At 58.8% G+C, this 25,676-nt stretch carries 27 protein-coding genes, 2 tRNA genes and 3 pseudogenes; 17 read left to right on the top strand and 15 right to left on the bottom strand.

Annotated features, from left to right (window positions below; translation table 11 throughout):
- Window positions 1–215 precede the first annotated feature (215 nt).
- The 4 genes from nirB (at window position 216) to ACA057_RS18210 (ending at window position 3,740) form a co-directional block, all read left to right on the top strand.
- On the top strand, window positions 216–2,777 hold the full coding sequence (nirB, locus tag ACA057_RS18225) for a nitrite reductase large subunit NirB (protein ID WP_497341051.1): 2,562 nt from the start codon (window positions 216–218) through the stop codon (window positions 2,775–2,777).
- On the top strand, window positions 2,777–3,154 hold the full coding sequence (gene nirD / locus ACA057_RS18220) for a nitrite reductase small subunit NirD (protein WP_497341050.1): 378 nt from the start codon (window positions 2,777–2,779) through the stop codon (window positions 3,152–3,154). Before nirB ends, nirD begins: the two co-directional genes overlap by 1 nt.
- Before the next feature lie 232 nt (window positions 3,155–3,386).
- Window positions 3,387–3,460: transfer RNA gene (locus tag ACA057_RS18215), tRNA-Cys, on the top strand.
- 193 nt (window positions 3,461–3,653) lie between these two features.
- Window positions 3,654–3,740: transfer RNA gene (locus ACA057_RS18210), tRNA-Leu, on the top strand.
- 64 nt (window positions 3,741–3,804) lie between these two features.
- Here ACA057_RS18210 and ACA057_RS18205 read toward each other — a convergent pair.
- The 5 genes and pseudogenes from ACA057_RS18205 to ACA057_RS18185 form a co-directional block, all read right to left on the bottom strand.
- A complete protein-coding gene (locus tag ACA057_RS18205) occupies window positions 3,805–4,836 on the bottom strand; it encodes a site-specific integrase (RefSeq protein WP_497341048.1) in 1,032 nt (343 codons plus the stop codon).
- A gap of 1 nt (window position 4,837) precedes the next feature.
- Window positions 4,838–5,044, bottom strand: coding sequence for a DUF4224 domain-containing protein (locus tag ACA057_RS18200; RefSeq protein ID WP_497341046.1), 207 nt, complete (start codon window positions 5,042–5,044; stop codon window positions 4,838–4,840).
- Between the two features lie 445 nt (window positions 5,045–5,489).
- Complete coding sequence (locus ACA057_RS18195) at window positions 5,490–5,969, bottom strand: hypothetical protein (protein ID WP_497341044.1); 480 nt, start codon at window positions 5,967–5,969, stop codon at window positions 5,490–5,492.
- Window positions 5,969–6,478 carry a DUF4406 domain-containing protein gene (locus tag ACA057_RS18190; protein WP_497341042.1) on the bottom strand — a complete coding sequence of 170 codons (510 nt, stop codon included), beginning with the start codon at window positions 6,476–6,478 and terminating at the stop codon, window positions 5,969–5,971. Before ACA057_RS18190 ends, ACA057_RS18195 begins: the two co-directional genes overlap by 1 nt.
- Window positions 6,479–6,751: 273 nt before the next feature.
- A pseudogene (locus ACA057_RS18185) lies at window positions 6,752–8,557 on the bottom strand (DNA cytosine methyltransferase).
- Between the two features lie 57 nt (window positions 8,558–8,614).
- On the opposite strand from ACA057_RS18185, the gene ACA057_RS18180 reads away from it, so the two are divergent.
- Entirely contained in the window at window positions 8,615–9,274 is a 660-nt protein-coding gene (locus tag ACA057_RS18180) for a hypothetical protein (RefSeq protein ID WP_497341040.1), read from the top strand.
- Window positions 9,275–9,360: 86 nt separating this feature from the next.
- Window positions 9,361–9,573: a hypothetical protein gene (locus ACA057_RS18175; RefSeq protein WP_497341038.1), complete on the top strand. Its 213-nt coding sequence runs from the start codon at window positions 9,361–9,363 to the stop codon at window positions 9,571–9,573.
- 147 nt (window positions 9,574–9,720) lie between these two features.
- Here the strand turns inward: ACA057_RS18175 and ACA057_RS18170 are convergent, their stop codons facing one another.
- A complete protein-coding gene (locus ACA057_RS18170; protein WP_497341036.1) occupies window positions 9,721–9,882 on the bottom strand; it encodes a hypothetical protein in 162 nt (53 codons plus the stop codon).
- 234 nt (window positions 9,883–10,116) lie between these two features.
- On the opposite strand from ACA057_RS18170, the gene ACA057_RS18165 reads away from it, so the two are divergent.
- From ACA057_RS18165 to ACA057_RS18155, 3 genes are all read left to right on the top strand, one after another.
- Window positions 10,117–10,740, top strand: a complete 624-nt coding sequence (locus ACA057_RS18165) for a hypothetical protein (RefSeq protein ID WP_497341034.1) — start codon at window positions 10,117–10,119, stop codon at window positions 10,738–10,740.
- Between the two features lie 148 nt (window positions 10,741–10,888).
- Complete coding sequence (locus tag ACA057_RS18160; RefSeq protein ID WP_497341032.1) at window positions 10,889–11,263, top strand: hypothetical protein; 375 nt, start codon at window positions 10,889–10,891, stop codon at window positions 11,261–11,263.
- A gap of 114 nt (window positions 11,264–11,377) precedes the next feature.
- Window positions 11,378–11,821: a hemerythrin domain-containing protein gene (locus tag ACA057_RS18155; RefSeq protein ID WP_497341030.1), complete on the top strand. Its 444-nt coding sequence runs from the start codon at window positions 11,378–11,380 to the stop codon at window positions 11,819–11,821.
- On the opposite strand, the gene ACA057_RS18150 is transcribed toward ACA057_RS18155, so the two are convergent.
- From ACA057_RS18150 to ACA057_RS18110, 9 genes and pseudogenes are all read right to left on the bottom strand, one after another.
- Entirely contained in the window at window positions 11,818–12,159 is a 342-nt protein-coding gene (locus ACA057_RS18150) for a hypothetical protein (RefSeq protein ID WP_497341028.1), read from the bottom strand. The two genes, ACA057_RS18155 and ACA057_RS18150, sit on opposite strands and share 4 nt — an antisense overlap.
- Window positions 12,160–12,234: 75 nt before the next feature.
- Window positions 12,235–12,696, bottom strand: a pseudogene (locus ACA057_RS18145) (hypothetical protein).
- A gap of 249 nt (window positions 12,697–12,945) precedes the next feature.
- Window positions 12,946–13,353 (bottom strand): annotated as a pseudogene (locus ACA057_RS18140) (TIGR03750 family conjugal transfer protein); the annotation flags it as partial.
- Window positions 13,354–13,360: 7 nt separating this feature from the next.
- The gene (locus ACA057_RS18135) at window positions 13,361–13,732 is read right to left on the bottom strand and encodes a TIGR03745 family integrating conjugative element membrane protein (RefSeq protein WP_497341026.1); all 372 of its coding nucleotides are present in this window, start codon (window positions 13,730–13,732) and stop codon (window positions 13,361–13,363) included.
- A 17-nt stretch (window positions 13,733–13,749) separates the two neighbouring features.
- A complete protein-coding gene (locus ACA057_RS18130) occupies window positions 13,750–13,989 on the bottom strand; it encodes a TIGR03758 family integrating conjugative element protein (RefSeq protein ID WP_497341024.1) in 240 nt (79 codons plus the stop codon).
- Window positions 13,986–14,321 (bottom strand): integrative conjugative element protein, RAQPRD family, encoded by a 336-nt coding sequence (locus ACA057_RS18125; protein WP_497341022.1) that lies wholly within the window; start codon window positions 14,319–14,321, stop codon window positions 13,986–13,988. Before ACA057_RS18125 ends, ACA057_RS18130 begins: the two co-directional genes overlap by 4 nt.
- Window positions 14,322–14,599: 278 nt before the next feature.
- The gene (locus tag ACA057_RS18120; RefSeq protein ID WP_497341020.1) at window positions 14,600–15,931 is read right to left on the bottom strand and encodes an OprD family porin; all 1,332 of its coding nucleotides are present in this window, start codon (window positions 15,929–15,931) and stop codon (window positions 14,600–14,602) included.
- A 63-nt stretch (window positions 15,932–15,994) separates the two neighbouring features.
- Entirely contained in the window at window positions 15,995–17,539 is a 1,545-nt protein-coding gene (locus ACA057_RS18115; RefSeq protein ID WP_497341018.1) for an MFS transporter, read from the bottom strand.
- Window positions 17,540–17,548: 9 nt separating this feature from the next.
- Complete coding sequence (locus ACA057_RS18110; protein WP_497341016.1) at window positions 17,549–18,757, bottom strand: aspartate transaminase; 1,209 nt, start codon at window positions 18,755–18,757, stop codon at window positions 17,549–17,551.
- A gap of 310 nt (window positions 18,758–19,067) precedes the next feature.
- Here ACA057_RS18110 and nac point away from each other — a divergent pair, with 310 nt between their 5' ends.
- The 8 genes from nac to ACA057_RS18070 all read left to right on the top strand — a co-directional run bounded on the left by nac (window position 19,068) and on the right by ACA057_RS18070 (window position 25,621).
- Entirely contained in the window at window positions 19,068–19,973 is a 906-nt protein-coding gene (gene nac / locus ACA057_RS18105) for a nitrogen assimilation transcriptional regulator NAC (protein WP_497341014.1), read from the top strand.
- 114 nt (window positions 19,974–20,087) lie between these two features.
- On the top strand, window positions 20,088–20,516 hold the full coding sequence (locus tag ACA057_RS18100) for an acetyl-CoA carboxylase biotin carboxyl carrier protein (protein WP_497341012.1): 429 nt from the start codon (window positions 20,088–20,090) through the stop codon (window positions 20,514–20,516).
- Between the two features lie 31 nt (window positions 20,517–20,547).
- A complete protein-coding gene (gene accC, locus ACA057_RS18095) occupies window positions 20,548–21,900 on the top strand; it encodes an acetyl-CoA carboxylase biotin carboxylase subunit (RefSeq protein ID WP_497341010.1) in 1,353 nt (450 codons plus the stop codon).
- The gene (pxpB, locus tag ACA057_RS18090; protein ID WP_497341008.1) at window positions 21,897–22,568 is read left to right on the top strand and encodes a 5-oxoprolinase subunit PxpB; all 672 of its coding nucleotides are present in this window, start codon (window positions 21,897–21,899) and stop codon (window positions 22,566–22,568) included. Before accC ends, pxpB begins: the two co-directional genes overlap by 4 nt.
- Window positions 22,565–23,536, top strand: coding sequence for a 5-oxoprolinase subunit C family protein (locus ACA057_RS18085; protein ID WP_497341006.1), 972 nt, complete (start codon window positions 22,565–22,567; stop codon window positions 23,534–23,536). The genes pxpB and ACA057_RS18085 overlap by 4 nt, the downstream gene beginning before the upstream one ends.
- A 12-nt stretch (window positions 23,537–23,548) precedes the next feature.
- Window positions 23,549–23,953 carry an acetyl-CoA carboxylase biotin carboxyl carrier protein gene (locus tag ACA057_RS18080; protein ID WP_497341004.1) on the top strand — a complete coding sequence of 135 codons (405 nt, stop codon included), beginning with the start codon at window positions 23,549–23,551 and terminating at the stop codon, window positions 23,951–23,953.
- Window positions 23,954–23,969: 16 nt separating this feature from the next.
- Window positions 23,970–24,737 (top strand): LamB/YcsF family protein, encoded by a 768-nt coding sequence (locus ACA057_RS18075; RefSeq protein WP_497341002.1) that lies wholly within the window; start codon window positions 23,970–23,972, stop codon window positions 24,735–24,737.
- Between the two features lie 131 nt (window positions 24,738–24,868).
- Window positions 24,869–25,621: an SDR family oxidoreductase gene (locus ACA057_RS18070; RefSeq protein WP_214510666.1), complete on the top strand. Its 753-nt coding sequence runs from the start codon at window positions 24,869–24,871 to the stop codon at window positions 25,619–25,621.
- Window positions 25,622–25,676: the final 55 nt, after the last annotated feature.

Here is a 25,676-nt window from a genome sequence, read left to right as displayed (position 1 = left end):
GGCACAAACGCTGCAAGACACTGTTCAGGCCCACCGCAAACGCAGTCGAGTGGGCAGCCCCCTCGGTCAACGACGATCGATTCGTGGGCAACATCGGTGGATCAGGCATAGACGTCTGGTGCTAACACCGCAAAAGAACAGGCAAAGACGCCTGGAACCGCAAGGTTTCAGGCGTTTTTTTTTGCTTTTTGAACCGTTTTAGCCGGGTGCTTCTTATGAACTCCAATGTTGCCACGTTGAACAAGCTGCAAACGCTGATCGTGATCGGCAATGGCATGGTCGGACATCATTGCGTCGAACAACTGATCGAGCGCGGTGCGCTCGATCACTATCGGCTGCACGTCTTCAGCGAGGAGCCGATGCGTGCCTACGACCGCGTGCACCTCTCCGAGTACTTCTCCGGTCGTGATGCCGAATCGTTGGCGCTGTCAGATGCGTCGCTGTACCAGACGCCGGGCGTCACCCTGCATTTGGGTGTGCCGGTGCTGGAAATCGACCGTGCCCGGCGTGAGGTGATTACCGCGCAAGGTTGCGTCTCTTACGACAAATTGGTCCTGGCCACCGGGTCCTACCCGTTTGTGCCGCCGATCGAAGGCGCCGAGGGCGACTCGCGCCTGGTCTATCGAACCCTTGAAGACCTCGACGCCATCCGTGCAGCGGCTGCCAATGCGCGGCGCGGCGTGGTGGTGGGCGGGGGCTTGCTCGGTCTTGAAGCCGCCAATGCGCTGAAGAGCCTGGGCCTGGAAGCGCATGTCGTGGAATTCGCCCCGCGCTTGATGCCGGTGCAACTGGACGAAATGGGCGGCCTTGCGCTCAAGTCGCAGATTGAACGGCTGGGCGTCGGCGTGCACCTGTCACGCGCCACGCAATCGATCAGTGCGGGCGAGCATTACCGCTACCGCATGAATTTTGCCAATGACGAATTCCTCGAAACCGACCTGATCGTGTTCTCGGCCGGTATCCGCGCACAAGATGCGCTGGCCCGCCAATGCGCCTTGGAAATCGGGCCGCGCGGTGGCGTGGTGATTGACGACGAATGCCTGAGCATCGACCCGAACATCTACGCCATCGGCGAGTGCGCGTCCTGGAATGGCAGCCTGTTCGGCCTGGTCGCGCCTGGCTATCAGATGGCTCGCAGCGTCGCGGCGCGGCTGTGCCACGAGGTCGCCGAGCCGTTCATGGGCGCCGACATGTCGACCAAACTCAAACTGCTGGGCGTCGATGTCGGCTCCATCGGTGACGCTCACGGCAATACGCCGGGTGCGCGCAGTTACCAGTTCATCGACGAAACCACGGCCAGCTATCGACGCCTGGTGGTGGACGCGACCGGCAAACACGTCCTCGGTGCGGTGCTGGTCGGCGACAACAGCTATTACGACACCCTGCTGCAATACATGCAGAACGCCATTGCACTGCCGTCCGAACCGGCCAGCCTGATTCTGCCGTCGTCCGAAGGCGCACCAACCCTGGGCCCAGGCGCGTTGCCTGAATCGGCAACCGTCTGCTCGTGCCATAACGTCACCAAGGGCGCCATCTGCTCGGCCATCGACGGCGGCTGCACCGACCTCGGCCAGCTCAAGTCGCAGACCAAGGCCTGCACCGGCTGCGGCGGTTGTGCCGGTTTGCTCAAGCAGGTCTTCGAGCATGAGTTGATCGCCCGTGGCGTCAGTGTCGATAAAAGCCTGTGCGAACACTTCGCCTATACCCGCCAGGAACTGTACGCGCTGGTGCGGGTAGAAGGGGTGATCACCTTCGAAGAACTGCTGGCCAAACACGGCCGTGGTCACACCGGTTGCGATATCTGCAAACCGGCCGTGGGTTCGATCCTCGCGTCGTGCTGGAACCAGCCGATCATGGACGCCTCACTGGTGCCGTTGCAGGACACCAACGACACCTTCATGGCCAACATGCAGAAGAACGGCACCTATTCGGTGGTGCCGCGCATCCCCGGCGGCGAAATCACCGCTGACAAGTTGATTGCGATTGGCGTGGTGGCGAAGAAATACGACCTCTACACCAAAATCACCGGTGGCCAGCGTATCGACCTGTTTGGCGCGCAGTTGCATCAATTGCCAGAAATCTGGGCCGAGCTGATCGAAGCCGGATTCGAAACCGGGCATGCCTATGGCAAATCGACCCGCACGGTGAAGTCCTGCGTCGGCAGCACCTGGTGCCGTTACGGCGTGCAAGACAGCGTGCAAATGGCCCTGACCCTCGAAGACCGCTACAAGGGCCTGCGCTCACCGCACAAGCTCAAGTTCGCGGTGTCCGGTTGCACCCGCGAGTGCGCCGAGGCGCAGAGCAAAGACGTGGGCGTGATTGCCACCGAGAAGGGCTGGAACCTCTACATTTCCGGCAACGGCGGCATGCGTCCGCGCCACGCCGAGCTGTTTGCTACCGACCTCGACGATGAAACCCTGATCCGTTACATCGACCGCTTCCTGATGTTCTACATCCGCACCGCCGACAAATTGCAGCGCACCTCGGTGTGGCGCGAAAGCCTCGAAGGCGGCCTCGATTACCTCAAGGACGTGATCATCCACGACAGCCTCGGACTTGGCGCAGAACTCGAAGCGCAGATGCAGCTGGTGGTCGACCGCTATGAATGCGAATGGGCCAACGCCCTCAAAGACCCGGAAAAACTCAAGCGCTTCCGCACCTTCGTCAACGACAAACGCCCAGACCCGGACATCCACTTCGTCCAGGAACGCGGCCAGCGCCGTCCAATCATGGCCACCGAACTCAACCTTATCCCTGTCACCGAGGAGATTGCCTGATGAGCCAGTCCAATACCCAGCGCATTGATGCCCTGAACAACACCGACGTCTGGCAAACGGTGTGCGAGCAACAGGACCTCGTCAGCAACTCCGGCGTCGTCGTCTGGCTCGACGGCGCCCAAGTGGCGCTGTTCTACCTGCCGACCGCCGAGGGCCGGACCCTCTACGCCATCGACAACCATGACCCGCAATCCGGGGCGAACGTCATCGGTCGCGGGTTGGTGGGGAGCATCAAAGGCGACCTGGTCGTGGCCTCGCCGATCTACAAGCAGCATTTCCGCCTGGAGGACGGCAGTTGCCTGGAGTATCCGCAACAGCGCCTGCGCGTGTGGCCGGTGCGGTTGAACGGTGGAAGAGTGGAAGTCGGACAGGCTTGAGCGTGTTGTCCGGAGTCGGGTGAGCAGCGCGACTCTGGAAAAACAGGCAAACCACCCGGTAGAATTTTTTTTGAAATCAAGGGGTTGCCAGCCTCGGGAAATCAGTACATAATTCACGCCATCGAAAGCACTGACCGCTGAAAAAGCTCAATGTTTTCAAGGAGTTAGATCAAGTATCTAAATCCAAGTTTGTACGCATCTGGTGTTGTGCTACATGACATCAGATGTTTGAGGCCGAGTAGCAAAATGGTTATGCAGTGGATTGCAAATCCACCTACGCCGGTTCGATTCCGACCTCGGCCTCCACTTTAAACAAGCTCCGTAGATCTATGATTTACGGAGCTTTTTTATTTGCATTGCGCTGCAAGATTTAGCCTTGAAAAGGGCATCTGCGAACTTGCTTCACCGGGGTGGGATGTATATATTTCCACCTCTGCTGCACAAGCGTCAGAACTGCCAGTTTGTTGTGTGCAGTGTCAGACCGCTTCACCGCGCTACCGCCCGAATGGCGAAACTGGTAGACGCATGGGACTTAAAATCCCCCGCTCGTAAGGGCGTGCCGGTTCGATTCCGGCTTCGGGCACCATATTAAAATCAAGGGTTTGCGGGCGAAAGCTAATGCAAGCCCTTGTTTGTTTCTGGGTCGCAATTCACTTGGTAGGCGAGACTTTCTTACCTATGCGATTGCGGATGTATTGCTCGGTCATGACAACGGTCGTATGCCCAAGTTGATCTCTGGCCTGCATGATGTCGCCACTTGATTCAGCCTTGTCCGTACCAGCTTTAGCGCGTAAATCACGCATTTGAAACTCGGACTTCGCGACACCCGCCGCCTCCCTGGCCAGATCAAACCTTCCCCGCAACATTGCCACCGTCATTGGTGTGCCATCCTCCGAAACGATCAGCCGCGTCGAGCGGACCTTATGTTCTTTTTTTCGGGACATGATTCGATTAATCAAAACTTTCAGTTCGCCCGTTATCTCAATCCGACGTTTTGCATTCGTCTTACCTTGCAGCACCCAGATTTGCCCGTCTCGGACGTCCCGTTCGTCCAGTAATCGGGTATCCGTCACGCGCTGACCGGTTAGATAGGCAAGGTCCATCGCATCTCGCAGGCCAGCATCTGCTTTCTCATACACGCGCTTGAACATTGCGTCCTCGATGTAGATGTCCCGGCCGGTCTCTTTGTTACCCTTGATTCCGGCGCAGGGGTTGGCCAAGGCCGTATAGCCGACGTCCCTGGCAAAGTTCCAGATTGCACTGAGCAAAGCCTTCTCGCGGTTGGCCCGTACAGGTGCAGCCCTGCGCCAGGTCAAATACTGGCGGACATGCAGGGGCTGGATTGTTTCGAGCGGTGCCGGCGGGTCGTCGAAAAAAGACATCAGGTTTTTCAGCTCTCTGACGTTGTCTTTCTGTGTGGCGGGCTTTTTCGTTGGTACGACGTCGACCATATACTTCTCGGCCACGTACCGGAAGGTAATCACCTTGGCGACCAGGGCCGTCGCGGTGCGGTCCCGCTCTAGTTTGGCGTATTCCATGATTGCCAGGCCGTAGTCGCTGCCCAGCGCGATTTCTTTGCGGTCCTTGCCGCCCATCTCGTAGTAGTAGAAAACCCGGCCGCTAGCTTTCTTGCGCTCTCGCAGCCGGGCTATTGAGCCGGATTTACTCGGTCGTCGTCCCATATCAACTAGCCTTGCGTGGTTTCCATTCGGTTTTTTCTGCTTCAAACATGCCGACCGCCGTCACGGCCATGGCCGTGACACTTGGCCAACCATTCACCTTGATGGTGTGTCTGACGCCATTCTTCTTCAGGTTGAGGATCTGTCCTGCCTTGGTCCGCGCGCCGGTCAGCTCGCAAACCTCTTCGTGCGATAAAAATTGAATTCTCATGAGCTGTTCCATGCCGCGCGTGGCGGCAGAAGGTGGATTAAAAAGGGGGGCCGTTCGTCGGAGCTCGGGCACGATCAGCCAGGTGGCAAGTCGACGTAGTAGCCCAAAAAAAATAGGTTCCTATGCGATCTTTAATTCTCGATATGCCAAATGGGCGCGAACTCATTGATGAGCTCGACCTCTCGACTGCTCAGATGATGTCTATCCCAGTCGAGCTCATCGGAAGCGCTCAGTGGCAGGAAGCCGCCGGCAGGCAGTACCAAGCCTTCAAAAAGTGGCGTGAGTACCTTCATTGCATGGCTGATGGGCGGGCACGTGTCGAGACATTGAAAGTCGCCTGACCTTATGGCCCCGAGTAGATGAGCCAGGCCATGTAGGCGAGGGCAAAAATAGGCATGACTTCGTCCTTTGCCGCTATAGCGGCTGACTTTGAAGGGGGAGGGAGTTACTGCGGGGTGCAGCGGTTGCTGCGTTTGCGAAACTCGTAAACCATGCCGCGCAAATCTACCAACGATTCCTGCAGGTCCTGACGGGTCGAATCGATCGCTTCAAGCAGCTCGCCTTCACCATCGTCACCGCCCTCATCGACTGCCAGCAGAGCCAATCCGTATGCCTGGAATTTTGCCAGTACGTCATCGGCTGACTTGGCCATGTATTCAGCATGCTCAACGGCGTAATCCTGTGGTGAGCGATCAGTCTGAGATCTAGAAAGCTCATCAATCCGCTGATCCGCTGCGTTCAGGCGAAGCTGCAGGGCTGCTTCGCGGCGTTCGGCGGCGAGGCATCGTTCCGCCGCATCCAGAAAAAGGCGGGTCGCCTTGTCGTAGTCTTCGGCGAGGACCACGACGGGTTGAAATACCGCCTTGCTCTCACCCTCGACGCCTGGGATGAAGCCCTTCAATTTCCAACGCATCACTTCGCTCATCACGCAATCTCCATCGATACCAGATCATGGGCATTCACAACCGTCATGCCGAGGCGGTGGCCAATCTGCACTTCCAGCCGCGCGCCTTCTGACCTTTCCCATCCGGGCAGGAGGGCGATCACTCCGCACAAGCCAAGCCTTGTCAGGTCGTAGGCCATGTAGTCGGCCCAGACCGCACCCTCAACGACACCGTGGTCGGCTGGGTTTTCGACCTCGTAACCTTGTGCGCGCAGTCGGTGGGCCATGGCGTTGAAGGCTGGATAGTTGAAGTCCTCGATCCCGGTCATTGGTCCTGCCACGTACACGCGGTTGGCGCGGGTGGTCTGAAGCGTCACGCCTGGGGTAACGAATGCCTGAATGCGATCCACCGCACGATCAATCGGGCCTTGGATGAAAGGTGGCGGTGGCTCGTTCGCCGGCGGTACCAGCTGGGTAACCGTTGCGATCATGCCGATCAGGGACTCGGTCACGATGGTACGCAGATCCGGTTTGCGGTTTTCTGTGGGCATGGGGCGTCCTATGCCGGGTCATGCCCGGGCGGTGGGGAGAGGGAAAAGGGAACTGCTGCCACAACTAATTACGTAAATCGCCTTCCGCTTTTTTGGGGCGCAGTAACATCAGCGGTCGCCGGATATGCCGGTTCGTTGATAGGCGGTAAACGCTGATGTTTCGACTTCTAGAAGAACTTCTGCTACAGCTCCTGACCGACCAAGTGATAACCCTTTTGGGTCGATTCATCGATTGGCTTAACACGATGCCTTGGCAGTTGTGGTTTGCATAAGTCAGGCGGCGAGGCGCTGGTAAAGCTCGATGATGTCGGCGGCGTTGGCACTTACCAGCGCCTCGGCCTCATCGGGACAGACGCTGTTTCCGATCAGCCGGACCTGGTCTGTCTTGTTAATGTCGCGCCACTCTTCGGCGCCGGTGACCGGATCGACGAACAGACCCCGGTCGATGATGTAGTCCTTGTCGAAACCCTGTGCAGCCTTCAGCTCAGGCGGTTGCAGCATGCGCAGGGTGATGTCCACCAGCACATAGCCGCCGACCATCACCATTTCGGCGGGGTCTTTGAAGTGTTCCGGCAGATACTCGTGCATGAAGGCGGCGCAGCGGCGGGCGCCTTCCATTTGTTCCGCCGTCAGCGTATCCGGCACCTGCACAACCTCGACCAGTGCAACACGGTCTTTCGTGGGCAGGGTGTGCATCGGCTCAGTGAGCGAAATGCCGTCCTTCTCGTTGCCGTAATACTTCACCAGGTACGCGTTCACCAGTCGCTGGTTGGCGCCGGACTGACAGATGGTCGAGAGAGGTGAGTCGGCGGCGCGGCCGTCACCGTCGTAGAATCCGCCATTCGCTTGCTCGAAGAATGCCGCAACGATCCCGTGTCGGGCGGCTCCGGCCATTACCGTCTGCGTCGGCTCCAAAGGCGAACTGCCGACGGCGTTTTGGCCGAATGCAGTCATGTGGGCGGCGACCATGGCGAAGTGGCCGCCTTTAACTTGAGCGACTTGCGTTCTCAGTGGCTCCTGTACATCGAAGTTGCGTTGCGATGAACCGTTGGCGCACTCGGTAAGAAAGGAAGCCGCGACCGGCTGAACTAATGCGTGGTGAGTACCACCAGAGCTGATCGTCGACAGCGCCTCATCCACACCATGGGTGCTAGTGTGAGAGGGCGATGTTCCGCGCATAGGTACGATGAAGGGCTTCGGATTGGTCAGTACGTGCCGGTAGCAGCCTTTGGCTACCCGGCGCATGGTGTTCTTCGCCATTGGCCTTTCGCGAAAGATGGTTCTTCCGACGTTGTTCCAGTCGATGCACTCCGCCGCGGTGCGCCACGGGTGTTGTTTTGCTGTTGGCTTTTTGTGGCGCTTCGGCGCTGGCCAGACGATCGGCTGGCCATCGCTTCGTGCTACCAGGTACAGCCGTTTGCGAATGGTTGGGGTGCCGGCGTTGGCGGCGATACGCTCGCGCCATTCGACGTTGTAGTCAAGGCCGCGCACCAGCGCTTCCATCGGTACGAACTCGCCGATGGCCTGCATGATTTCCGGCATGTCCGGGTGATCGGCGGAAAGTCCAGTGCTGATCGCCGCAATGAATGCCTTGAAGGTGCGCCCGCGCTCGGTCTTGATCGGTTGGCCTTCGTCGTCGATCGGTCCCCAGTCGCAGAAATCTTCGACGTTCTCGAGGAAGAGCAGCCGCGATTTGGTGATGAACAGCCAACGAATCACCACCCATGCCAGCCCGCGAACGCCTCGGTCACGCGGCGCGCTACCTTTGGCCTTGCTGTGGTGGCGACAATCGGGTGATGCCCAGATGATCGCGACGGGCTGGCCGCCGGTTGCTTCCCGCGGATCAACCTCCTACACGTCGGCAACATAGTGCGCCGTCTTCGGGTGGTTGGCGCGGTGCACAGCCAGGGCGATGGGGTTGTGGTTTACCGCCACGTCCGGCTCACGATACGCCCGAGCGATGCCGGTGCTTGCGCCACCGCCACCAGCGAACAGGTCCACCACCAGTTCTTTTTCGAACGGCAGGCCCATACTTGGCTGGCCATGGATGAACTGGGGCAACTTCTGTTGTGCGGACATAGGGGAACCTGCTAAATAGTGGAGAAAAGCCAATGTGAATTTATCGAGGCGCTCTAAATGAAACTTGACCAGTCAGGCACACGCCTGCTAGATCGATCTTTAAAAGTCGGCCTGATATTTATATTCAGTTTGCTGGTTATAGCGGCAGTTGTTTATTTGAGTGTATTTAATGATGGTTTATCAAAGGCCCCAGATAACTGGTCGGCTTTCGGTTCTTTTGTTGGTGGTGTTTTTGGTCCTGTTATTTCTTTGGTTACCCTGTTTGCCATATTAAAAACAATTGATCTTCAGAAGCAGTTGCTCAGTACTCAACGGAAAGAGTTTGATGATTTAAGCAAGCTGCAGCGTGAATCCAATGATGCGCAAGTAGAGCAGGCGGGGTTTTCAAAGCTGTCAGACTATAAGTCTCACCAGCTGCAGTTACTCGATCAGCAAATTTCAATGTTTGAGCGTATGCATGACCGGTATAGCAAAGATGTTGAACAGATAAAGCTGACACAAGATTTCTTAAGTATGAACGCGGCTCATCTTCGTGGTTTGAATAACTCTTTGCAGGAGACAGACAAGGCAGCTTCAGATTTGGTCCGCTTGTCCATTGAGATTTCGCTAGGTGATTTTGATTCTGTTGAACAACTCCGAAATAGAGTTTCGGAAAGGTTGGGGACTATCCACCCTTATTATTCGAACTTGATTAACGCAGAGCTGGCTGCGAGTTGAGTGGGATCCTGCTTTCGCCCTCCGTGGCCGGATGCGCGGCGTGCGGTGTGCTATAAATCCAGAACCCATACCGTCGAGGCTCATGGATGAAATCGAAAGTCGAGCAACAAGAAACGCTGGTCAATCGTTTGAAGGGTGTGAAAGTGGAAGGTGTATCTGAAAAGTTTGCGATCACCCCGGAAGAGGCATTGGCTGGCCTTATGCGCAAGACCACCAAAAAGCGTCGCAACAAAGCCAAGAAGAAAAAAGGCAAATGGTCGCCTGTGTATCCAGGAAGCTTTGAAAGCTCATCCCGCTGATCAAGCCTCGACGCCTGTCTTCGCGAACCGCTCAAGCTGTCGCGACTGCTTTTCCGTAACCACTATTTCAGGTCGCGACATGTTGGCGAATTGACCGGACTGATAGGCCGTTGCGCCGGCCAGGTTGATCAGGAACGTCGACACCGTCTACTGCCATTCCTCGAAGTCGTGACGCTCGCCCAGCACCTCAAGTGCATCAGCAAGCGCCTTCGACACAATCAGCGTGCGCTTCTCGGCGCCGATCCGATCCAGCAAGGCTTTCTCCTTGGCACGCTTGTCCCTCTGTATCTGCGCATTGTCTTTGGCCATGGCCAACCTCTTCAATTCCGTGGGCCGGTAGATCCAGCCATGTCTGTCGGCGCTAACAATTCTCATTCGTGCGCCGTCCTACGTGATTGGTTGCGGCGTGGTGGCAATTTAATGCCAATTGTAGTTTGATAGTAGCTAACGAGGATCCAGATAGAGGTTGATTTTGTGGGAAGGTCGGCAAGCGTAACTTCAGTTCGAGATAAGTTTATCGCGGTTCTGGATAGTAATCTGGACTTGTATGAAGCGATGATTCCTCATGCGAGCTACACCTATCACAATAATAAAGCTGCTATACGCCCAACACAGGCGACTCGTGTTCTAGGGCTTTGCTTTATGTCGACTGTAGGAGCCTGGGAGGAGTTCGTTGGCAAAAGCTTCATTCGATACATGGCTGGGGCCGTTTCACCTAGTTACGCTCCTAATTTTAAAATTGGACCATGTAAAGGTATTGATCATGCAGTCGACGTGCTAGCGGGAGAGCACGAATATGATTTGACTCGGAAATATCTCACATGGACTCGGTATTCTGAGGTGCGCTCCCGCGCTAATCTTTTTTTTGAACGTGGCGAGCCATACACGAAGATTCCGTCCGTCTTTGAAGACAGGCTGGCAGACGCAATTTCTATTCGAAACAGGGTTGCTCATAGCTCGGATAAATGTGTTAAAGATTTTGCTGTTGTTGGAAAGCGACTGATGGGGCTTCAAAAAAATGATCCACTGCCGCAGGGAACGTCTGTCGGGAAACTGCTGAAAATGCCTAACGTAAATCACTTTCAAGCTTTTAATAACTCTAAAACTTTCTATCATGCCTTTGATGGAATGTTTAGGCACCTTGCCTTCATGCTTGTTCCTCAGTAACGGATAGCCCTTTAGCTCTTCGGAAAGGACATAACCAATCTGCTTTGGGTAGATCCAGCCGTGTCTGTCGTCGGCGCTGGCGCACTCCAGTTGGGCCCTCCGTGACCGGATGCGACAGTGGTTGGATGTTTTCGGGTGTGGCAGAGTGATGGCCAGCTTCCCTACACCACAAGGAATGTTGCCGATGCGGCTTTTATTGGTTTCAACGATCACCCTACTTATCGCTGGTTGCTCTGGACCGGGCATCGTGCCGATGGGGCGCGACACATACATGCTCGCGAAGGATGGCAGCTTCACCACCTTCGGCGGCGGAGCCGTCAAGGCTGAGCTGTACCAGGAAGCCAATGTCTTTTGTGAAAACAAAGGGAAGCAGCTTATGCCTGTGAAAGAAGCATCCCGAGATTCCGGCTACGGTCGCTATGCAAATGCCGAACTGCAATTCCGTTGCCTTGATGCGAACGATCCAGAGTTGCGTCGCCCGACGATGTCGTCAGAGCCAAACGTGAAGATCAAAGTCGAGTAGGCGCCGCCCTCCGTGACCGGATGCGACAGTGGGGTGGTTGTGGAACCGGCGATCTCTCGAAGAGGTCTAATCAGAATTGCTTTCGTATTTGGAAGTGATCTTGGAGAAACGCCATTGAATATCTTCGAAGCTTTGCGTGAGAGCCATGAACGGCAGCGCACCTACGCTGATGCACTTATCCAGACCAGTGGAGAAAGCCCGGAGCGCGTCGAGGCGTACAAACAGCTCAAATCTGAGCTCCAAGCTCACGAAACTGCGGAAGAGCGCTTTTTCTACATGCCGCTAATGGAGTACGACGACGGCGTTGACTTGAGTCGTCACGCCATTTCAGAACACCACGAAATGGATGAGTTGATGGAGCAGCTGGACGAGATAGAGATGTCCACCCCCGGCTGGCTGGTTACCGCCAAAAAGCTCTCTGAAAAAGTGCATCACCACTTGAAAGAGGAGGAGCAAAAGTTCTTCCAGATGGCTGGTAAGATTCTGGACGATAAGCAGAAAGAGTCGCTGGCTGTTGGGTACACCAAGGAATACAAGGAGCAGCTTTCCGCCACTTAACTCTGGAGCGCATTCATCATGTGCTTCGGTAGGTCGCCTGGGTCTTTACTTAGCTCGCGCAGGCTTTCCCGCTCAAATGCCCGCGACACGTTTTCGCTAAATACGATTTCGTGTCGCGGGATTGCCATCACCTTGGCCGACCCATTCGGGCCTAGGGCATGCGCGTTTAGAATCAGGTTCTGCACCGCCTCGTTGATTTCCTCGATGCCGTTCCAGGCTATCAACTCGTCAAGCTTCTGCCGAGTGCCCAACCGGCAGCGATGCCGTAATTCCTTCTCGTCGTACTCGATCCGTTTCTCGGCGGCCTTCGCCGATCGTTCTTGTCCACTCTTGGCCATGGTCAACCTCTTCTATGCCACTGGCCGGCATCGCCAGCCAGGTTTGTCGTTTTCGTTGCTGAACGCGGAACCGTCTCACGCTGCTACCTTGACCTGATTCCAGGCCCCGACCGCTTCAAAAATTCGCGCTGCGTGAGCTTCGTCGAGCGACAAGGATTCCGGAACCGCGATCCAGCCAGAAGCCACCATCTGGCTTTGGTTGGCTGAGTCGCGCAAATCCTTGTAGCAGCGCTCGATCACGTCTTCCAGGTGGTCGGAGAGATAGACTCCGTCTGGAGCCACCTCAATCGACTTGCTGTAGCGGTCGCCGCGAGCATCAATACAGAGAGCGCTGAGGTAGATCGTCCATCGGTGGGGGATGCTACAAACGGCCTGGCCAATCTTCCCGGGCGCGATGTTCTTCAGCGACTTGTAATTGATCATGCCCTAGTGGCCGCTGGGATCGATGTTCACCACTGCGACGTGGTTGGTGGCCAGCAAAGAACGACATGATCGGTCGATGCGGGCTTTGAGGTTGTGCTGTTTGCGTTTACTCATAGCGAGTCCGCCATTAACCGGAGAGCCTTTCGATCAGCGGCTGTCAACGCCTTAGGCTTTCTCTTGAGGACCGTGCCGGGGTCGATTTTCTGTGAGCTGGAAGGCGGCAGCGGGTTGCGCGGCGGGCTTTTCAGTTGGGCGATTTGCCCGCCGGCAGCCAGAAACTCGGCGGTCCGACTGGAGATTGATTCCGCGCTCTGCCGCTGCTGCTCGACCAAGTTGAGGTGGTTGCTGATCATGATCAGGCTGTTGCCACTGGGAAAGGGCAGGGCGCAGTCGACGCGAACGGCGAATCGTCCAGGCGCCGGAGTGGAGAATCAAACTTCCGCGCCCCAGGCGCCAACGGCTGGCGAGTATCCATTCGAGCTTGCGGTACAACCAGGTCTCGGGGCGAGCCCGTTTGGCCCGACGCAAAAGCGTACCACCGGCAAATACCACCAGCGCCATGCTTGCGATCATGCTGGTCGGCGCAACGGCAATAGACGAGGTGGCGATCGCCAGAGGAACGCCTAGCAGCAGGCCAATGACAGCGCCGGTGCCGAGCGCTACCCACATCTCATCATTGGTCAAACCACGCAATACGGCGGGATCACGATTGAGTCGCTCTGGCAGAAAGGCCAAGGTGCCGTCGGCAAAGCGTTCGATAGTGTCGTTCATATCGACCTCACAGAATTGCAGCAGCCTTGGTCAGGAACCAGATGATGATCACCACCAGCAGGGCTCCGATGCCGACTACGGCGCCGAGGTCTTTCCAAGTCTTGCGCTGGTTTTGCACGTCGGCATAGACGGTCAGGGAATGCCAAGCCACACCGAGAAAAGCGAGCAGGGCGATCAGCAGGCCGAGCAGGATGCCGCCGTCGTAGGCGTAGTTTTTGATCGTCTCGATCAACCCGGAACCTTCACCGCGTGAAGGAGCTTCCATGGTCGGTAGTTCGGCAAAAGCCAAACTTGGACCGAGCACCAGCAGCAGACCGATCAAGCGCTGGCTCGCACGATCACGCAGGTTGTTTTTCAGGGGGACTAAGGACTTGAGCATGGCGGCGATCTCCAAGGTTAGGAAAGGGTGAAGAACATCAAAACCAGCAAGGTGAGCAGCACGCGCGCGGCGCTGCCACCGAAGGCTCCAAACCGCACACTGCCGGTGGCCCATCCCCGGTAAGCCGTCCACATCACCCAGGCACACCACAAAAAAGCCAGAACGAGAATCAGGGACAACCACAGTGTCGAACTGCTCTGTGCCGAGAAGCCGGAGGCGTTTTGGAAGGCAGCGGCCTGAGCCTCAGTCATGCTCATGGCAACGGCTTCGCGGGCAGTGTGTCTAGACGGTAATCACCGACCAGTTCGGCGGGATCACGGGGCTGAGCGCGGGAGGGGGACATATAATCCTGCACGCCCTGGCGAATACGTTGGATGTCCTGAGACAGGCGGGGGTAGTCAAAGCGATAGCGCTCGACAGATTCAGATGGGCTGGCTGCCTCGGCTCGTGTTGCAAGGCGTTCGATAGCATCGAGTTGCTGCAGGACCAGACTGAGTTGACTCTGTTCATGAGCAGATGCGGCATAGCTACCGCCATGGACAAGTACCAGCGAGAGTAGAGACAGGTAGCGAGAAGCAGTAGTCGGCATGATGCTGGCCCATAGTCATATGGAACCAGAATCAAGTTAAAAGGGTGGGCGGGGCAGTAAGAAAAGCGAGATATGAGGAATCGCTTTTTCCTTATCAAGATACGCAGCGGAAATTGAGGTGGAGGTCGATTGAATCTGGGTTTTAGGTTTATGGGGTAACCCCAATCCGTGCTCGATAGATTGGCGATGACGCTCGGGTCATCTTTACATCAGCGTCTGTTGGAAAGATGAGCATCATAAAGGAGACGAAACCCGGCGTGACGCCGGGTTTCGATGCCTTACAGAATGTTCAGCGCGTAGCTGATGATCACTCGATGCTCGTCGCTGTCCCGTTGTGTGGACACACCGGTGCGCAGTGAGGCGTGGCGAAGGGCAATGCTCAGGTCTTTGAGCGGGCCTTGCTGGACCACATAGCTCACGGTCAGGTTGCGTTCCCACTCTTTCTTGTCGCCATCAGGGGTACGGATGTTCGAGCCGCTTTCGTACATTCCCAAGAAGCTCAAACCAGGAACGCCTACCGTCGCAAAATCATAGCCGTATCGAACCTGCCAGGTGGTTTCCCCGGCGCGCTGGAACTTGCCGATCATCGACTCCGTCATGAAGTAAGCCGTAGAACCGTCGCCCTGGTTCAGCCAGACCGCATCGCTGTCGCCGCTGACTTGTTGCAGGCCGGCGGCGAAGGTGTGGCCGTTGACCAGGTAGGTGAGTTGCGCGCTGTCCAGGCGACTGTCGACCTTGCCTTTGGTCACGCCGTTGCCGTAGTAGCCAAAGGTGTAGAAGTCGGGGTCGTGGCCGTTGGCGCCATCGGAGCGGTTGTCGAAGTGGCGCAGGTCGGTACGCAGGGTGCCGGGACCCACCTTCAGATCGTATTTGAGGCCGAGGAAGTTCTGTTTGTAGAAGTCCTCCAGGTTGCCGTAGTAGTACTGCAACGTCAGGTCTTTGGTGGCTTTGTAATCCACGCCGCCGTAGTAGAACTTGTTCACGAACTCGCCGGTTTGCGCGTTGTTCGCGCCGGGAATCGACATGCCCATCTGGTTACTTGAACCGCGACCTTTGACGTGCTCCAACTGGCCCACGGTGAAAGTGAAATTCTCCAGCTCTTTGGACTGAATCTGCCCGCCATTGAAAGTCTGTTGCAGCATGCGGTCGGTGGACATCACCACCGGCAACATCGGCACCAGCGTGCCGTATTTCAGTTCGGTGTTGGAGAACTTCGCCTTGGCCGTCAGGCCCAGGCTTCCGAACTCATCCACGGCACGCCCATCACTGTCGGTCGGGAAGATATTGCCGTTGAAGGCCTTGCTTTCAGGGTTGTAGTGCCGACCTTTACCAGAGTCCAGCCGCACCCCGAACATGCCAATCGCATCCATGCCGAAACCGACGGTGCCCTGAGTAAAGCCTGACTGAAAGTTGGCGATGAAACCCTGGCCCCATTCCTGAGTGTAATTGGGGTCGGCGGCGCCGCTGCGGTTGTCGGCATTACTGAAAAAGTTACGGGCCAGCACACTGAGCTTGCTGTCTTCCACCAGACCGGCGGCGTAACCCTGTTGAGCGATAATCAGGCCGCAAATGCCGGCCACTACTTTAGGTGCGCGATTGAAAAGCTCCATCGGAGTCATCCCCATGAGTTGTCGAATGTTGTGAGAGGCAGTCAAAAGCGGCAGTAGAAGTTTTTATTGTTTTTCAGGAGCGACGATGGCCGGTGAAACGTTCAGTTTAACGGGCGGCAAGCGGTACAGGATGAACAACGCCAACACGCCGAGCCCGGCGCACAGCAGCAGGCCGACGCCCACTGACTGGGCCAGTGCATCACGGGCCAGGTTCAGCCATTGAGGGTGTGCGAGCAGGTCAGCCTCGGGGCGCAAAAGGACCTGCGGGTCTGCGTACAAGGCCAGTCCGTCGAGGTGCCCTTGGGCAATGAAAAGTCGTTGCAGGTTGGCGCTGTACAGCAGGTTGACCAATACCCCCATTCCCGCCGTGCCCAGCAATCCACCGACCAGGCGCAGCGATTGGGTCAGCGCCGTAGCGATGCCGAGGAACTGACGCTCGGCGAGGGTCTGGGTGAAGACCGTCAGGTTCAGCAGGATGAAACCCAGGCCAAGTCCCGCCAGCAGGATCAAGCCCAGTAGCGCATTAAACGAAGCACTGCGTCCGGCGATGGCCAGCCCGAGGCAGGCCAGTAGCAGCGCTACAAAACCTCCCAGCGGCAACAGGTTTGGATTGCGCAAACGGGTGACGATACGGCTGTTGACGATGGCGCCCAGGGTGATGCTCAGCGCCAGTGGCGTAATCAGCAGACCGGCATCCTGGGGCGTGTAGCCGTAGCCGCCTTGCAGTAACAGCGGCAGATAGAACAACAACGAAAACATGATCGCCCCGGCCGCCATTGACAGCAGAAACAACAGGCGCATGCTCGGCAATCCGAGTAACGCCGCCGGCAGCAACGCGTGTTGGCAGCGACGTTCCCAGTGCCATAGGGCGAGGGTTGCCGCGATGCAGCTCAGTCCCAGCACCGTGCTCAATATCAGACTGGAATGGCCCAGCCATTCGACGAACAATTGCAGGCTGCCCAGCGCCAAGGCAATCAGTAATGCGCCCGGCCAGTCGAGGCTGATTGTTGCCCGTTGCTGCGGGCGGTAATAAGGCAGGTAGCGCCAGGCAAAAAACAATGCCAGGCAGCCCAGTGGCAAGTTGATGTAGAACACAGAACGCCAACCGTAGGCCCCGGTCAGATAGCCGCCCAACCCAGGCCCGATGGCGTTGACCACACTGAACAAGGCACTGAGCAACATCTGCCAGCGCAGGCGTTGGCGGGTGTCGGGAAACAGTTCCGGGATGCAGGCGAACGCGGTGCCGATCAACATGCCGCCGCCGACACCCTGCAAGGCGCGGCCGATCACCAGCCACAGCATGTCGTTGGCCACGGCGCAGGCCAGCGACGCCAGGGTGAAGATCACGGTGGCGGCGATGATGAAGGGTTTGCGCCCGTAATAGTCGCCCAGTCGACCGAAGATCGGGATGGTGACAATCGACGCCAGCATGTACCCCGTGGCCACCCAGGCGTAGAGCTCGAACCCCTTGAGCTCGGCGACGATGCTCGGCAAGGCATTGCCGATCACGGTCTGGTCGAGCGCCGAAAGCATCAGCACCAGTGAGATGCCGAGCATTGCCAGCAACGCTTGCCGAAAGCTCAGGGGCGGGTGGGTCGCCACGGTCATGGTCGTTCCTCAGCTCAGCGCCGCAACGGCAGCGGCAATCCGCGAACAACCTTCATCGAGGGTCTTGATGTCGGTGGCGATCGACATCCGGAAGAACGGCGCCAATCCATACGCGGTCCCGGCGACCACGGCCACACCCTGGCTTTCCAGCAGGTACATGACCACGTCGTAATCGGTGTTCAACTGCTTGCCTTGAACTGTGGTTTTACCGAGCAGCCCCGAGCAGTTCACATAGAGATAAAACGCGCCATCGGGTTTGCGGCAACTCAAGCCATCTATGGCGTTGAGCAGGTCCAGGCAACGATCCCGACGTTGCTGGTAAACCGCCACGCTGTCCTTGACGAAACTCTGGTTACCGTTGAGCGCTTCGACCGCGGCGGCCTGGCTGACCGAGCAAGCATTGCTGGTCGATTGCGATTGCAGGGTCGCCATGGCGCCGATCAAATCAGCCGGGCCAGCGGCGTAGCCGATTCGCCAACCGGTCATGGCGTAGGTCTTGGACACACCGTTGACCACCAGGGTGCGTTCGGTCAGCGCCGGTTCGATGGCGAGGATGTGCGGGTTATCCAGGCCTTCATAGCGGATGTGTTCGTAGATGTCGTCGGTCATCAGCAACACCTGCGGATGATCGAGCAGCACATCGGCCAGGGCGCGCAGTTCGGCAGCGCTGTAGCTGGCACCGGTCGGGTTGCTCGGCGAATTGAGCAGCAACCAGCGAGTGCGTTCGGTGATCGCGCCGCGCAGTTGCTCCGGAGTCAGCTTGAAGGCGTGTTCTTCCGGGCAGGCGAGGGTGACCGGTTCGCCTTCGCAGGCCAGCACCATGTCCGGGTACGATACCCAGTACGGCGCCGGAATCAGAACTTCGTCGCCCGCGCCGAGGGTGGCGGCGAAGGCATTGAAAATCGCACTCTTCGCGCCGCTGGTGACCAGGATCTGATTCGCCACGTAAGTCAGGCCGTTTTCCCGTGCCAGCTTGTCGACGATTGCCTGACGCAGTTCCGGGGTGCCGGCATTTTGCGTGTAACGGGTTTCGCCGCGTTCGATGGCGGCACTGGCCGCTTGCCGAATGTTCACCGGGGTATCGAAGTCCGGCTCGCCGACCACCAGATTGATGATGGATTTGCCCTGCCGGCGAAGTTCGTTCGCACGGTCGGAAGCGGCGCTGCTGGGGGACGGCTTGATGCGTTGCACACGGGCGGCGATGCGGGAGGCGGTCACGTGTCGTTCCTCGTTGATGACGTTGACGAGGTCCTACAGTACGAGTCGCTCACCGGGCAGCCATAAGATGAGATCGTTCTGGTCGGATAGGAATCGCTTATGGCTGGAACTGAGCAGTGCTCGCACCAGGTTGGTGCAGTCAAGCCTGTATGGCCGTGGCGGGGGTTGATCGAGGTCGCCACGATCCAGCCATAGCAAAGGCTTATGGTTGGGCCTTGGCTTTAACCCCGCGCGCGACTTGTCGGGGCTGGCCTGGCTCTTGCTAAAGCCTGAGGGCTGTCTCCCTTTTTCGAGCAAGAGCACCGCCACCGTGAACCTGCGTCGTTTGAAGTATTTCGTGAAACTCGTCGATATCGGCAGCATGACCCAGGCTGCCGATGTGCTGCATGTCGCGCAACCGGCACTGAGTCAGCAACTGGCCACGCTGGAAGCGGAGTTGCAACAGCAGTTGCTGATCAGGACCAAACGTGGGGTCACCCCGACTGAGGCTGGGAAGGTGCTCTACGGTCATGCGCAGATCATTTTGCGGCAGTGCGAGCAGGCTCAAAGCGACATCAATGCCACGGGGCATGCCTTGTCCGGGCAGGTGTCGGTCGGCCTGGCGCCGGGCACCGCCGCATCGACGCTTTCGTTGCCGCTGTTGCGCCGGGTGCGCGAGCGCCATCCGGGCATTTTGCTGTACCTCAATGAAAACTTCGGCACCACTTTGAGCGAGTTGATCATGAACGGCCGGATGGACATGGCTGTGCTCTATGGCGGGCGCGAAGTGCATGGCTTGAGCTTCGTGTCGCTGCTGCGCGAGAACCTTTACCTGGTGAGCGCCGATCCGGCGGTCAGCGCGCTGGACGAGATTCCCCTGGCCGAACTCGCCGACATGGACATGCTTCTGCCGCGTCCCTACAACGTCATGCGGCGATTGGCGGATGAAGCCTTCCAGCGCATTGGCATGAGCGCGCGGGTGGTGGCGGAAATCGAATCATCGGTCACCCTGACCGCCGCCGTCGCCGAGCACTTCGGCTCGACGATCCTGCCCGAATCCTCGGCGCGGGTGATGGTCGCCGCCACTTCCGTACACATGTGCCGCATTGTCGAACCTGAAATCGAGGCGCCGCTGGCCCTGTGTCTGTCCGGTCACCTGCCGTTGTCGGTGCCGGCCCAAGCGGTCAAGGCAATCCTGCTGGAACTGGTCGCGGAGATGCGCGGCAGCCTGATCTGAGCGGTCATAAGGACGGCTTATCACCCCAAAGCCAAAGCGTCTTGGTCGCCGTCGGACGGGCTCGCTACATTGACCTCATCCACTCAGACACGCTCGACAGGCAGGGGCCCACGCATGGATTCAGAACGCATCAAGGGGTTGATCGATTTGCTCGCCGAATCCGATCTGCTCGAACTGAGTCTGACCGAAGGCGACAGTACGATTCGTCTTTTCAAGCAGACGGGGAAGGTCGTGACGACCGAGTCGATGGCGGAGCCTTCGCCGACACCGGCCGCGAATTTGCCCACGTCAGACACCCCGGCGATGGCCGCTACCGAGATCAAGGCCAGCCTGTATGGCGTCCTGCATCTGACGCCCGCCGCAGGGGAAGCACCGTTTGTCGCGGTCGGCGATCAGGTCGAAGCAGGGCAAACCCTGGCGATCCTCGAAGCGATGAAAATGTTCCACCCGGTCAAGGCCAAAATCGCCGGTCAGGTCACCGCGATCCTTGCCCGCAGTGGCGCCGAAGTCGAAGCCGGACAGTCGCTGTTCCGCCTCGGCTGATCCAAAGCCCATCCTCTTTCAGGTGAATTCAATGTTCGACAAAGTGCTGATCGCCAACCGTGGCGAAATCGCCCTGCGCATTCAGCGTGCCTGCCGCGGCCTGGGGATACAAACCGTGGTCGTGCACTCCGAGGCCGATCGCCACGCACAGTATGTGCAAAACGCCGATCAGGCCCTGTGCATCGGGCCGGCGTCACCCAGCCAGAGTTACTTGAACCAGGCGGCGCTGCTGTTCGCGGCCAAGGTCAGCGGCGCGCAGGCGATCCATCCGGGTTACGGTTTTCTGTCGGAGAACGCCGGGTTTGCCGAGCGTATCGAAAACGCCGGCCTGACCTTTATCGGGCCGAGCGCCGCGTGCATTCGCACCATGGGCGACAAGGTCGCGGCCAAACGGGCAATGCGTGAAGCCGGCGTGCCCTGCGTGCCGGGGCCTGATTCGGTCATGCCCACCGACGATGCCAGCATCCAGGCGATTGCCCGTGAAATCGGTTACCCGGTGATCGTCAAAGCCGCCGGCGGTGGCGGTGGTCGTGGCATGCGCGTGGTGAAGGAAGAGGGCGAATTGCTCGACGCCATCGCCCTGACCCGTGAAGAAGCGCGGCTGGCCTTCGGCAATCCGGAGCTCTACATCGAGAAGTTTCTCGGCCATCCACGGCATGTGGAAATCCAGGTGTTGTGCGATGCCCATGGCCACGCGATCTGGCTCGGCTGCCGCGATTGTTCGTTGCAGCGTCGGCACCAGAAAGTCCTGGAAGAAGCGCCGGCGCCGGGCATTGATCCGGAACTGATCTCCAAGGTCGGTGAGCGCTGTGCCGCCGCGTGCCGGCAGATCGGCTATCGCGGCGTCGGCACCTTCGAATTTCTGTACGAGGACGGCGAGTTCTTCTTCATCGAGATGAACACCCGGCTACAAGTCGAACACCCGGTGACGGAGATGACGACCGGCATCGATATCGTCCAGCAGCAATTGCGCATGGCCCGCGGTGAAGTGCTGGAACTGCGTCAACAGGACGTCCAGCTCAACGGCCATTCGCTGGAATGCCGGATCAACGCCGAAGACCCGATCACCTTTATGCCGACGCCGGGGCTGATCCAGCGCTGGGAAGTCCCCGGTGGCTTTGGTGTGCGGGTCGATTCCCACGTCACCACCGGGTATCGGGTGCCGCCGTATTACGACTCGATGGTGGCCAAGGTCATCACCCACGGCGCGACGCGCGATGAGGCGATGGCGCGGATGCGCCTGGCCCTGAGTGAGCTGGTCGTGGAAGGCATCTCGACCAACATCCCCTTGCACCGCGACATTCTCGACGACCCGGCGTTCTGTGCCGGCGGCGTGGACATTCATCACCTGGAGCGCTGGTTGCAACAACGGAGTCTGACATGAACACAGCATCTGTTTCGCCGCGTCCGCACATCAGCCTGCTGGGGTCCACGGCCTTGTTATTCGAAGCGCCGGGCGAGCTCGATCTGGCACCGCAACAACGCATTTGGAGCCTGGCCTTGCAAGCCGGGGAGTGGGCCGAGGTCCACGAAGCGGTCCCGGGCATGAACAACCTGATGCTGACGTTCATCAAGCCGCCACGTGACCTCAACGGGTTGTGCGAGCGATTGCTGGAAGCATGGGAGGCCAGTCAGCCATTGCCACTGGAAGGCCGGATTGTTGAATTGCCGGTGGTCTACGGCGGCGAGTTCGGCCCGCACATCCATGATGTGGTGGCGCACACCGGGCTGGACATCGAAACCATCGCCAACCTGCATTGCGAGCCGCTGTACCCGGTGTATGCCTTGGGCAGCCACCCGGGTTATTGCTACCTCGGCGGCATGGATTCGCGCCTGGCCACGCCACGACGCCAGGTGCCGGTGATCAGCATTGGCGCCGGCTCGGTGTCGATTGGCGGGGTGCAAACCGGTGTCTCTGCCTCGGCCGGCCCCAGCGGCTGGAACACCATCGGCCGAACTGAAATGTCGTTTTTTGACCCGACCCAAAACCCTCCGGCGATGCTCAGGCCGGGCGACATGTTGCGTTTGCGCATCGAGAGGATCATTCGATGATCGAGATTTTATCGGCCACTGCTTTGGCCACGGTGCAGGACTTCGGCCGCTTTGGCAGCCTCGGTTATGGCGTCGGAACCTCCGGCGCGATGGACCATTTGGCGCTGGCGCTGGGCAATCTGCTGCTGGGTAATCCCGAAGACGCGGCGGCCATCGAGATTCCGCTGTTCCCGTTCGAAGTACGGTTTACGCAGGACTGTGCCTTCGCGTTCACCGGTGCGGCCTGCGAAGCGACCCTGGACGGTCAGCCATTGTTGCCATTCTGGGCGGCGCAGGCTCGGGAAGGCCAGGTGCTGAGCCTCGGCTATCCCAGCTCCGGCAGTCGCGCCTACTTGTGTCTGGCCGGCGGTGTCGACGTGCCGTCGGTGCTCGGCTCGCGCAGCACTCAGTTGCGCGGTGAGTTCGGTGGTTTGCAGGGGCGAGCCTTGCAGCAGGGCGACCAGGTCTCGGCGTTGCGTCCCGGCATGAGCACGCTGCCCACGGATTTTGGGGTCGTGTCACCCAGTCAGGCCTTGCCATTGCAACGCGATGGACTGCCGGCGATGCGCGTACTGCCTGCGGCCGAATACGAGTGCTTTCTGGAAGAATCCCGTGCCGCGTTCTGGGCTGGCGAGTGGAAGGTCACGACCCAGAGCAACCGCTACGGCTACCGGCTCGAAGGCGCGCCGATATTGCCCAAGGCGCCGATGGAAGTCCGTTCCCACGGCATCGTCCCCGGCGTGATTCAGGTGCCCCACGGTGGCCAGCCGATCATCCAGATGCGCGATGCGCAACCGAGTGGCGGTTATCCGAAATTTGGCACCGTGATCGAGGCCGATCTCTGGCGTCTGGGTCAGGCGCCGATTGGCAGCAAGGTACGGTTTATCGAGTGCAGCTATGCCGAAGCCGTCGCGGCCCTGGAAGACAATTCGCGCTATCTCGCGGAGGTCAGCCGCCTGGTTGACCTTCACGGGCTAGCCTCGCGCTAAGGACATTCAGACATGACAAATCAGGAAATCCGCCAGTTGGCGGTGTGGCTCAAGGAGACCCACCTGGCTGGCGCGGAAATCCGTCGTCCAGGGCTGCATCTGGTGCTCAAACGTAGCGTCGACGAGGTCGCGGCACCGGTTCAGATCACGGCGCCAGAAGCTTCGAAGGCGCCGGATGAACAGCTGTTGAAGACCCCCGGCCTGGGCCGGTTTCTGCTGACGCACCCGCAACAGAGCGAGGTGCTGGTATCGGTCGGCAGTCGGGTGGAGCCAGGGCAACTGGTCGCGTTGCTGCAAGTCGGCGACTTGCTTTTGCCGGTCCGCAGCCAGAAGGCCGGACGAGTGGCGGCGGTGTTGACGGTGTGTGGCACGACTGTCGGTTATGGCGAGGCGTTCATGCGCCTGGACGCGGCATGACGAGTGAGGGCAAGTGATGAAAATCGATTTGAACGCTGATCTGGGCGAAGGCTTCGGGCCTTGGCGTATGGGTGAAGATGAAGCGTTGATGAGCCTGATCTCATCGGCCAACGTGGCGTGCGGTTTCCATGCCGGCGACCCGCTGATCATGGATAACACCGTGCGCCTGGCCAAGGCCGGCGGCATCGATCTGGGCGCCCATGTGGGGTTTCCCGACTTGATGGGTTTCGGTCGGCGGCAGATGAACATCGAGCTCAAGGAGCTGGCGACCTACGTGGTGTATCAGCTCGGCGCGCTGGCCGGGATGGCAGCGGTCAATGGCCACCGTATGACGCACATGAGCTTTCATGGCGCACTGGGCAACATGGTCGCGGCCGATTCTGCGCTGGCAGAGCCCTTGGTGTGTGCGGTGGCGGCGTTCGATCCGACGCTGATTATCAGTTCATCGAGCAGTCGGGCCATCGAAAACGCCGCTGAAAAATGTGGCTTGCGGGTCGCCACGACGTTTCTCGCCGACCGCGCCTACGACGATGACTGCCTGCTGGTGCCGCGCAAGGTGCCAGGCTCGGTGATCAAAGAACCGGCAGCCGTGCTGCAACGGGTTCGGCAGTTGCTGGAGGAGGGCACCGTGACCAGCCTCAACGGCAAGCACCTCGCGGTGCCGGCACATTCGATCCTGTTGCACGGAGACACACCCGGTGCCGTGGAACTGGCCCGCACCATCCGTCGAGAAATCCTGCTGGCGGGCGGTTCTATCACACCGATATCGCAGCTCTTGGCGTAACGGTTGCACGGTCATAAGCAGCGCTTATTGCCACACAGTCATTCCGTCTTGGTCCACGGCTTCAGGGCTGGATAGAGTCGAAGTCATCGCGATCACTGAGTGATCCGCACACGTAATACGAGGACAACTTCATGCCATTTTCAGATTACAAAACCGCGCTGGTGACCGGCGCCTCTTCCGGGATTGGCGCCGCCGTCGTCGAGCGCCTATGCCAGGAAGGCGTGCAGGTGCATGCCTTGGCTCGCAGTGCTGACAAGCTCGAAGAACTGGCCGCGAAAACCGGTTGCATCGCACACGCCATCGACGTCACCGACCTGGCCGGGTTGACCCGCCTGTTTGCAACCCAGCAGTTCGACATTCTGGTGAACAACGCCGGGGTCGACAAACCGGGTTCGATTCTAAAGGCCGACGCTGAAGGCATCGACTTGCTGATCGACGTCAACCTGCGGGCGGTCCTGCACCTGGCGCGTCTGGCGTTGCCGGGGATGGTCGAGCGTGACTGCGGCCACATCATCAACATCAGTTCGATTGCTGCCGCGTATAACTTCGGCGGCAACTCCACGTACCACGCGACGAAAGCCGCCGTGAGCATGTTGTCGCGGCAATTGCGCATCGATGCCTTCGGCAAGCGGGTCCGGGTCACCGAGATCTGTCCGGGGCGCGTGGCCACTGACATTTTCGCCCACGTCCACGGTGACTCCGAAGAGACCTACAAACGCTTCGTCGAAGGTTTCGAGCTGCCCCAGGCCAAGGACATTGCCGACGCCATCGCGTTTGCCATCGCCGCGCCGATTGCGGTCAACGTCGGGCACATGGAAATCACCCCGACCCTGCAAGTGCCCGGTGGTCTATCCACGGCTCGCCCGCAGGATTACCAGGGCTGAGATTTTCCCTGCGAAGCACGCACCAGAAGAACGGATCAATCCGTCATGCGGTACC

Source organism: Pseudomonas sp. LBUM1661 (genome assembly GCF_059695925.1).
This window is presented reverse-complemented; position numbering and strand designations above follow the sequence as displayed.

Coding starts and splice junctions, on each gene's coding strand:
- ACA057_RS18150 (WP_497341028.1), bottom strand. CDS start 12,159: ATGGCCAAGAGTGGACAAGAACGATCGGCGAAGGCCGCCGAGAAACGG.
- ACA057_RS18175 (WP_497341038.1), top strand. CDS start 9,361: ATGAAATCGAAAGTCGAGCAACAAGAAACGCTGGTCAATCGTTTGAAG.
- ACA057_RS18170 (WP_497341036.1), bottom strand. CDS start 9,882: ATGGCCAAAGACAATGCGCAGATACAGAGGGACAAGCGTGCCAAGGAG.
- ACA057_RS18190 (WP_497341042.1), bottom strand. CDS start 6,478: ATGCCCACAGAAAACCGCAAACCGGATCTGCGTACCATCGTGACCGAG.
- accC (WP_497341010.1), top strand. CDS start 20,548: ATGTTCGACAAAGTGCTGATCGCCAACCGTGGCGAAATCGCCCTGCGC.
- ACA057_RS18120 (WP_497341020.1), bottom strand. CDS start 15,931: ATGGAGCTTTTCAATCGCGCACCTAAAGTAGTGGCCGGCATTTGCGGC.
- ACA057_RS18160 (WP_497341032.1), top strand. CDS start 10,889: ATGGCCAGCTTCCCTACACCACAAGGAATGTTGCCGATGCGGCTTTTA.
- ACA057_RS18075 (WP_497341002.1), top strand. CDS start 23,970: ATGAAAATCGATTTGAACGCTGATCTGGGCGAAGGCTTCGGGCCTTGG.
- ACA057_RS18070 (WP_214510666.1), top strand. CDS start 24,869: ATGCCATTTTCAGATTACAAAACCGCGCTGGTGACCGGCGCCTCTTCC.
- ACA057_RS18135 (WP_497341026.1), bottom strand. CDS start 13,732: ATGCTCAAGTCCTTAGTCCCCCTGAAAAACAACCTGCGTGATCGTGCG.
- ACA057_RS18205 (WP_497341048.1), bottom strand. CDS start 4,836: ATGGGACGACGACCGAGTAAATCCGGCTCAATAGCCCGGCTGCGAGAG.
- ACA057_RS18080 (WP_497341004.1), top strand. CDS start 23,549: ATGACAAATCAGGAAATCCGCCAGTTGGCGGTGTGGCTCAAGGAGACC.
- ACA057_RS18125 (WP_497341022.1), bottom strand. CDS start 14,321: ATGCCGACTACTGCTTCTCGCTACCTGTCTCTACTCTCGCTGGTACTT.
- ACA057_RS18100 (WP_497341012.1), top strand. CDS start 20,088: ATGGATTCAGAACGCATCAAGGGGTTGATCGATTTGCTCGCCGAATCC.
- nirB (WP_497341051.1), top strand. CDS start 216: ATGAACTCCAATGTTGCCACGTTGAACAAGCTGCAAACGCTGATCGTG.
- ACA057_RS18085 (WP_497341006.1), top strand. CDS start 22,565: ATGATCGAGATTTTATCGGCCACTGCTTTGGCCACGGTGCAGGACTTC.
- ACA057_RS18115 (WP_497341018.1), bottom strand. CDS start 17,539: ATGACCGTGGCGACCCACCCGCCCCTGAGCTTTCGGCAAGCGTTGCTG.
- ACA057_RS18195 (WP_497341044.1), bottom strand. CDS start 5,969: ATGAGCGAAGTGATGCGTTGGAAATTGAAGGGCTTCATCCCAGGCGTC.
- ACA057_RS18130 (WP_497341024.1), bottom strand. CDS start 13,989: ATGAGCATGACTGAGGCTCAGGCCGCTGCCTTCCAAAACGCCTCCGGC.
- ACA057_RS18200 (WP_497341046.1), bottom strand. CDS start 5,044: ATGAGAATTCAATTTTTATCGCACGAAGAGGTTTGCGAGCTGACCGGC.
- nirD (WP_497341050.1), top strand. CDS start 2,777: ATGAGCCAGTCCAATACCCAGCGCATTGATGCCCTGAACAACACCGAC.
- ACA057_RS18180 (WP_497341040.1), top strand. CDS start 8,615: ATGAAACTTGACCAGTCAGGCACACGCCTGCTAGATCGATCTTTAAAA.
- pxpB (WP_497341008.1), top strand. CDS start 21,897: ATGAACACAGCATCTGTTTCGCCGCGTCCGCACATCAGCCTGCTGGGG.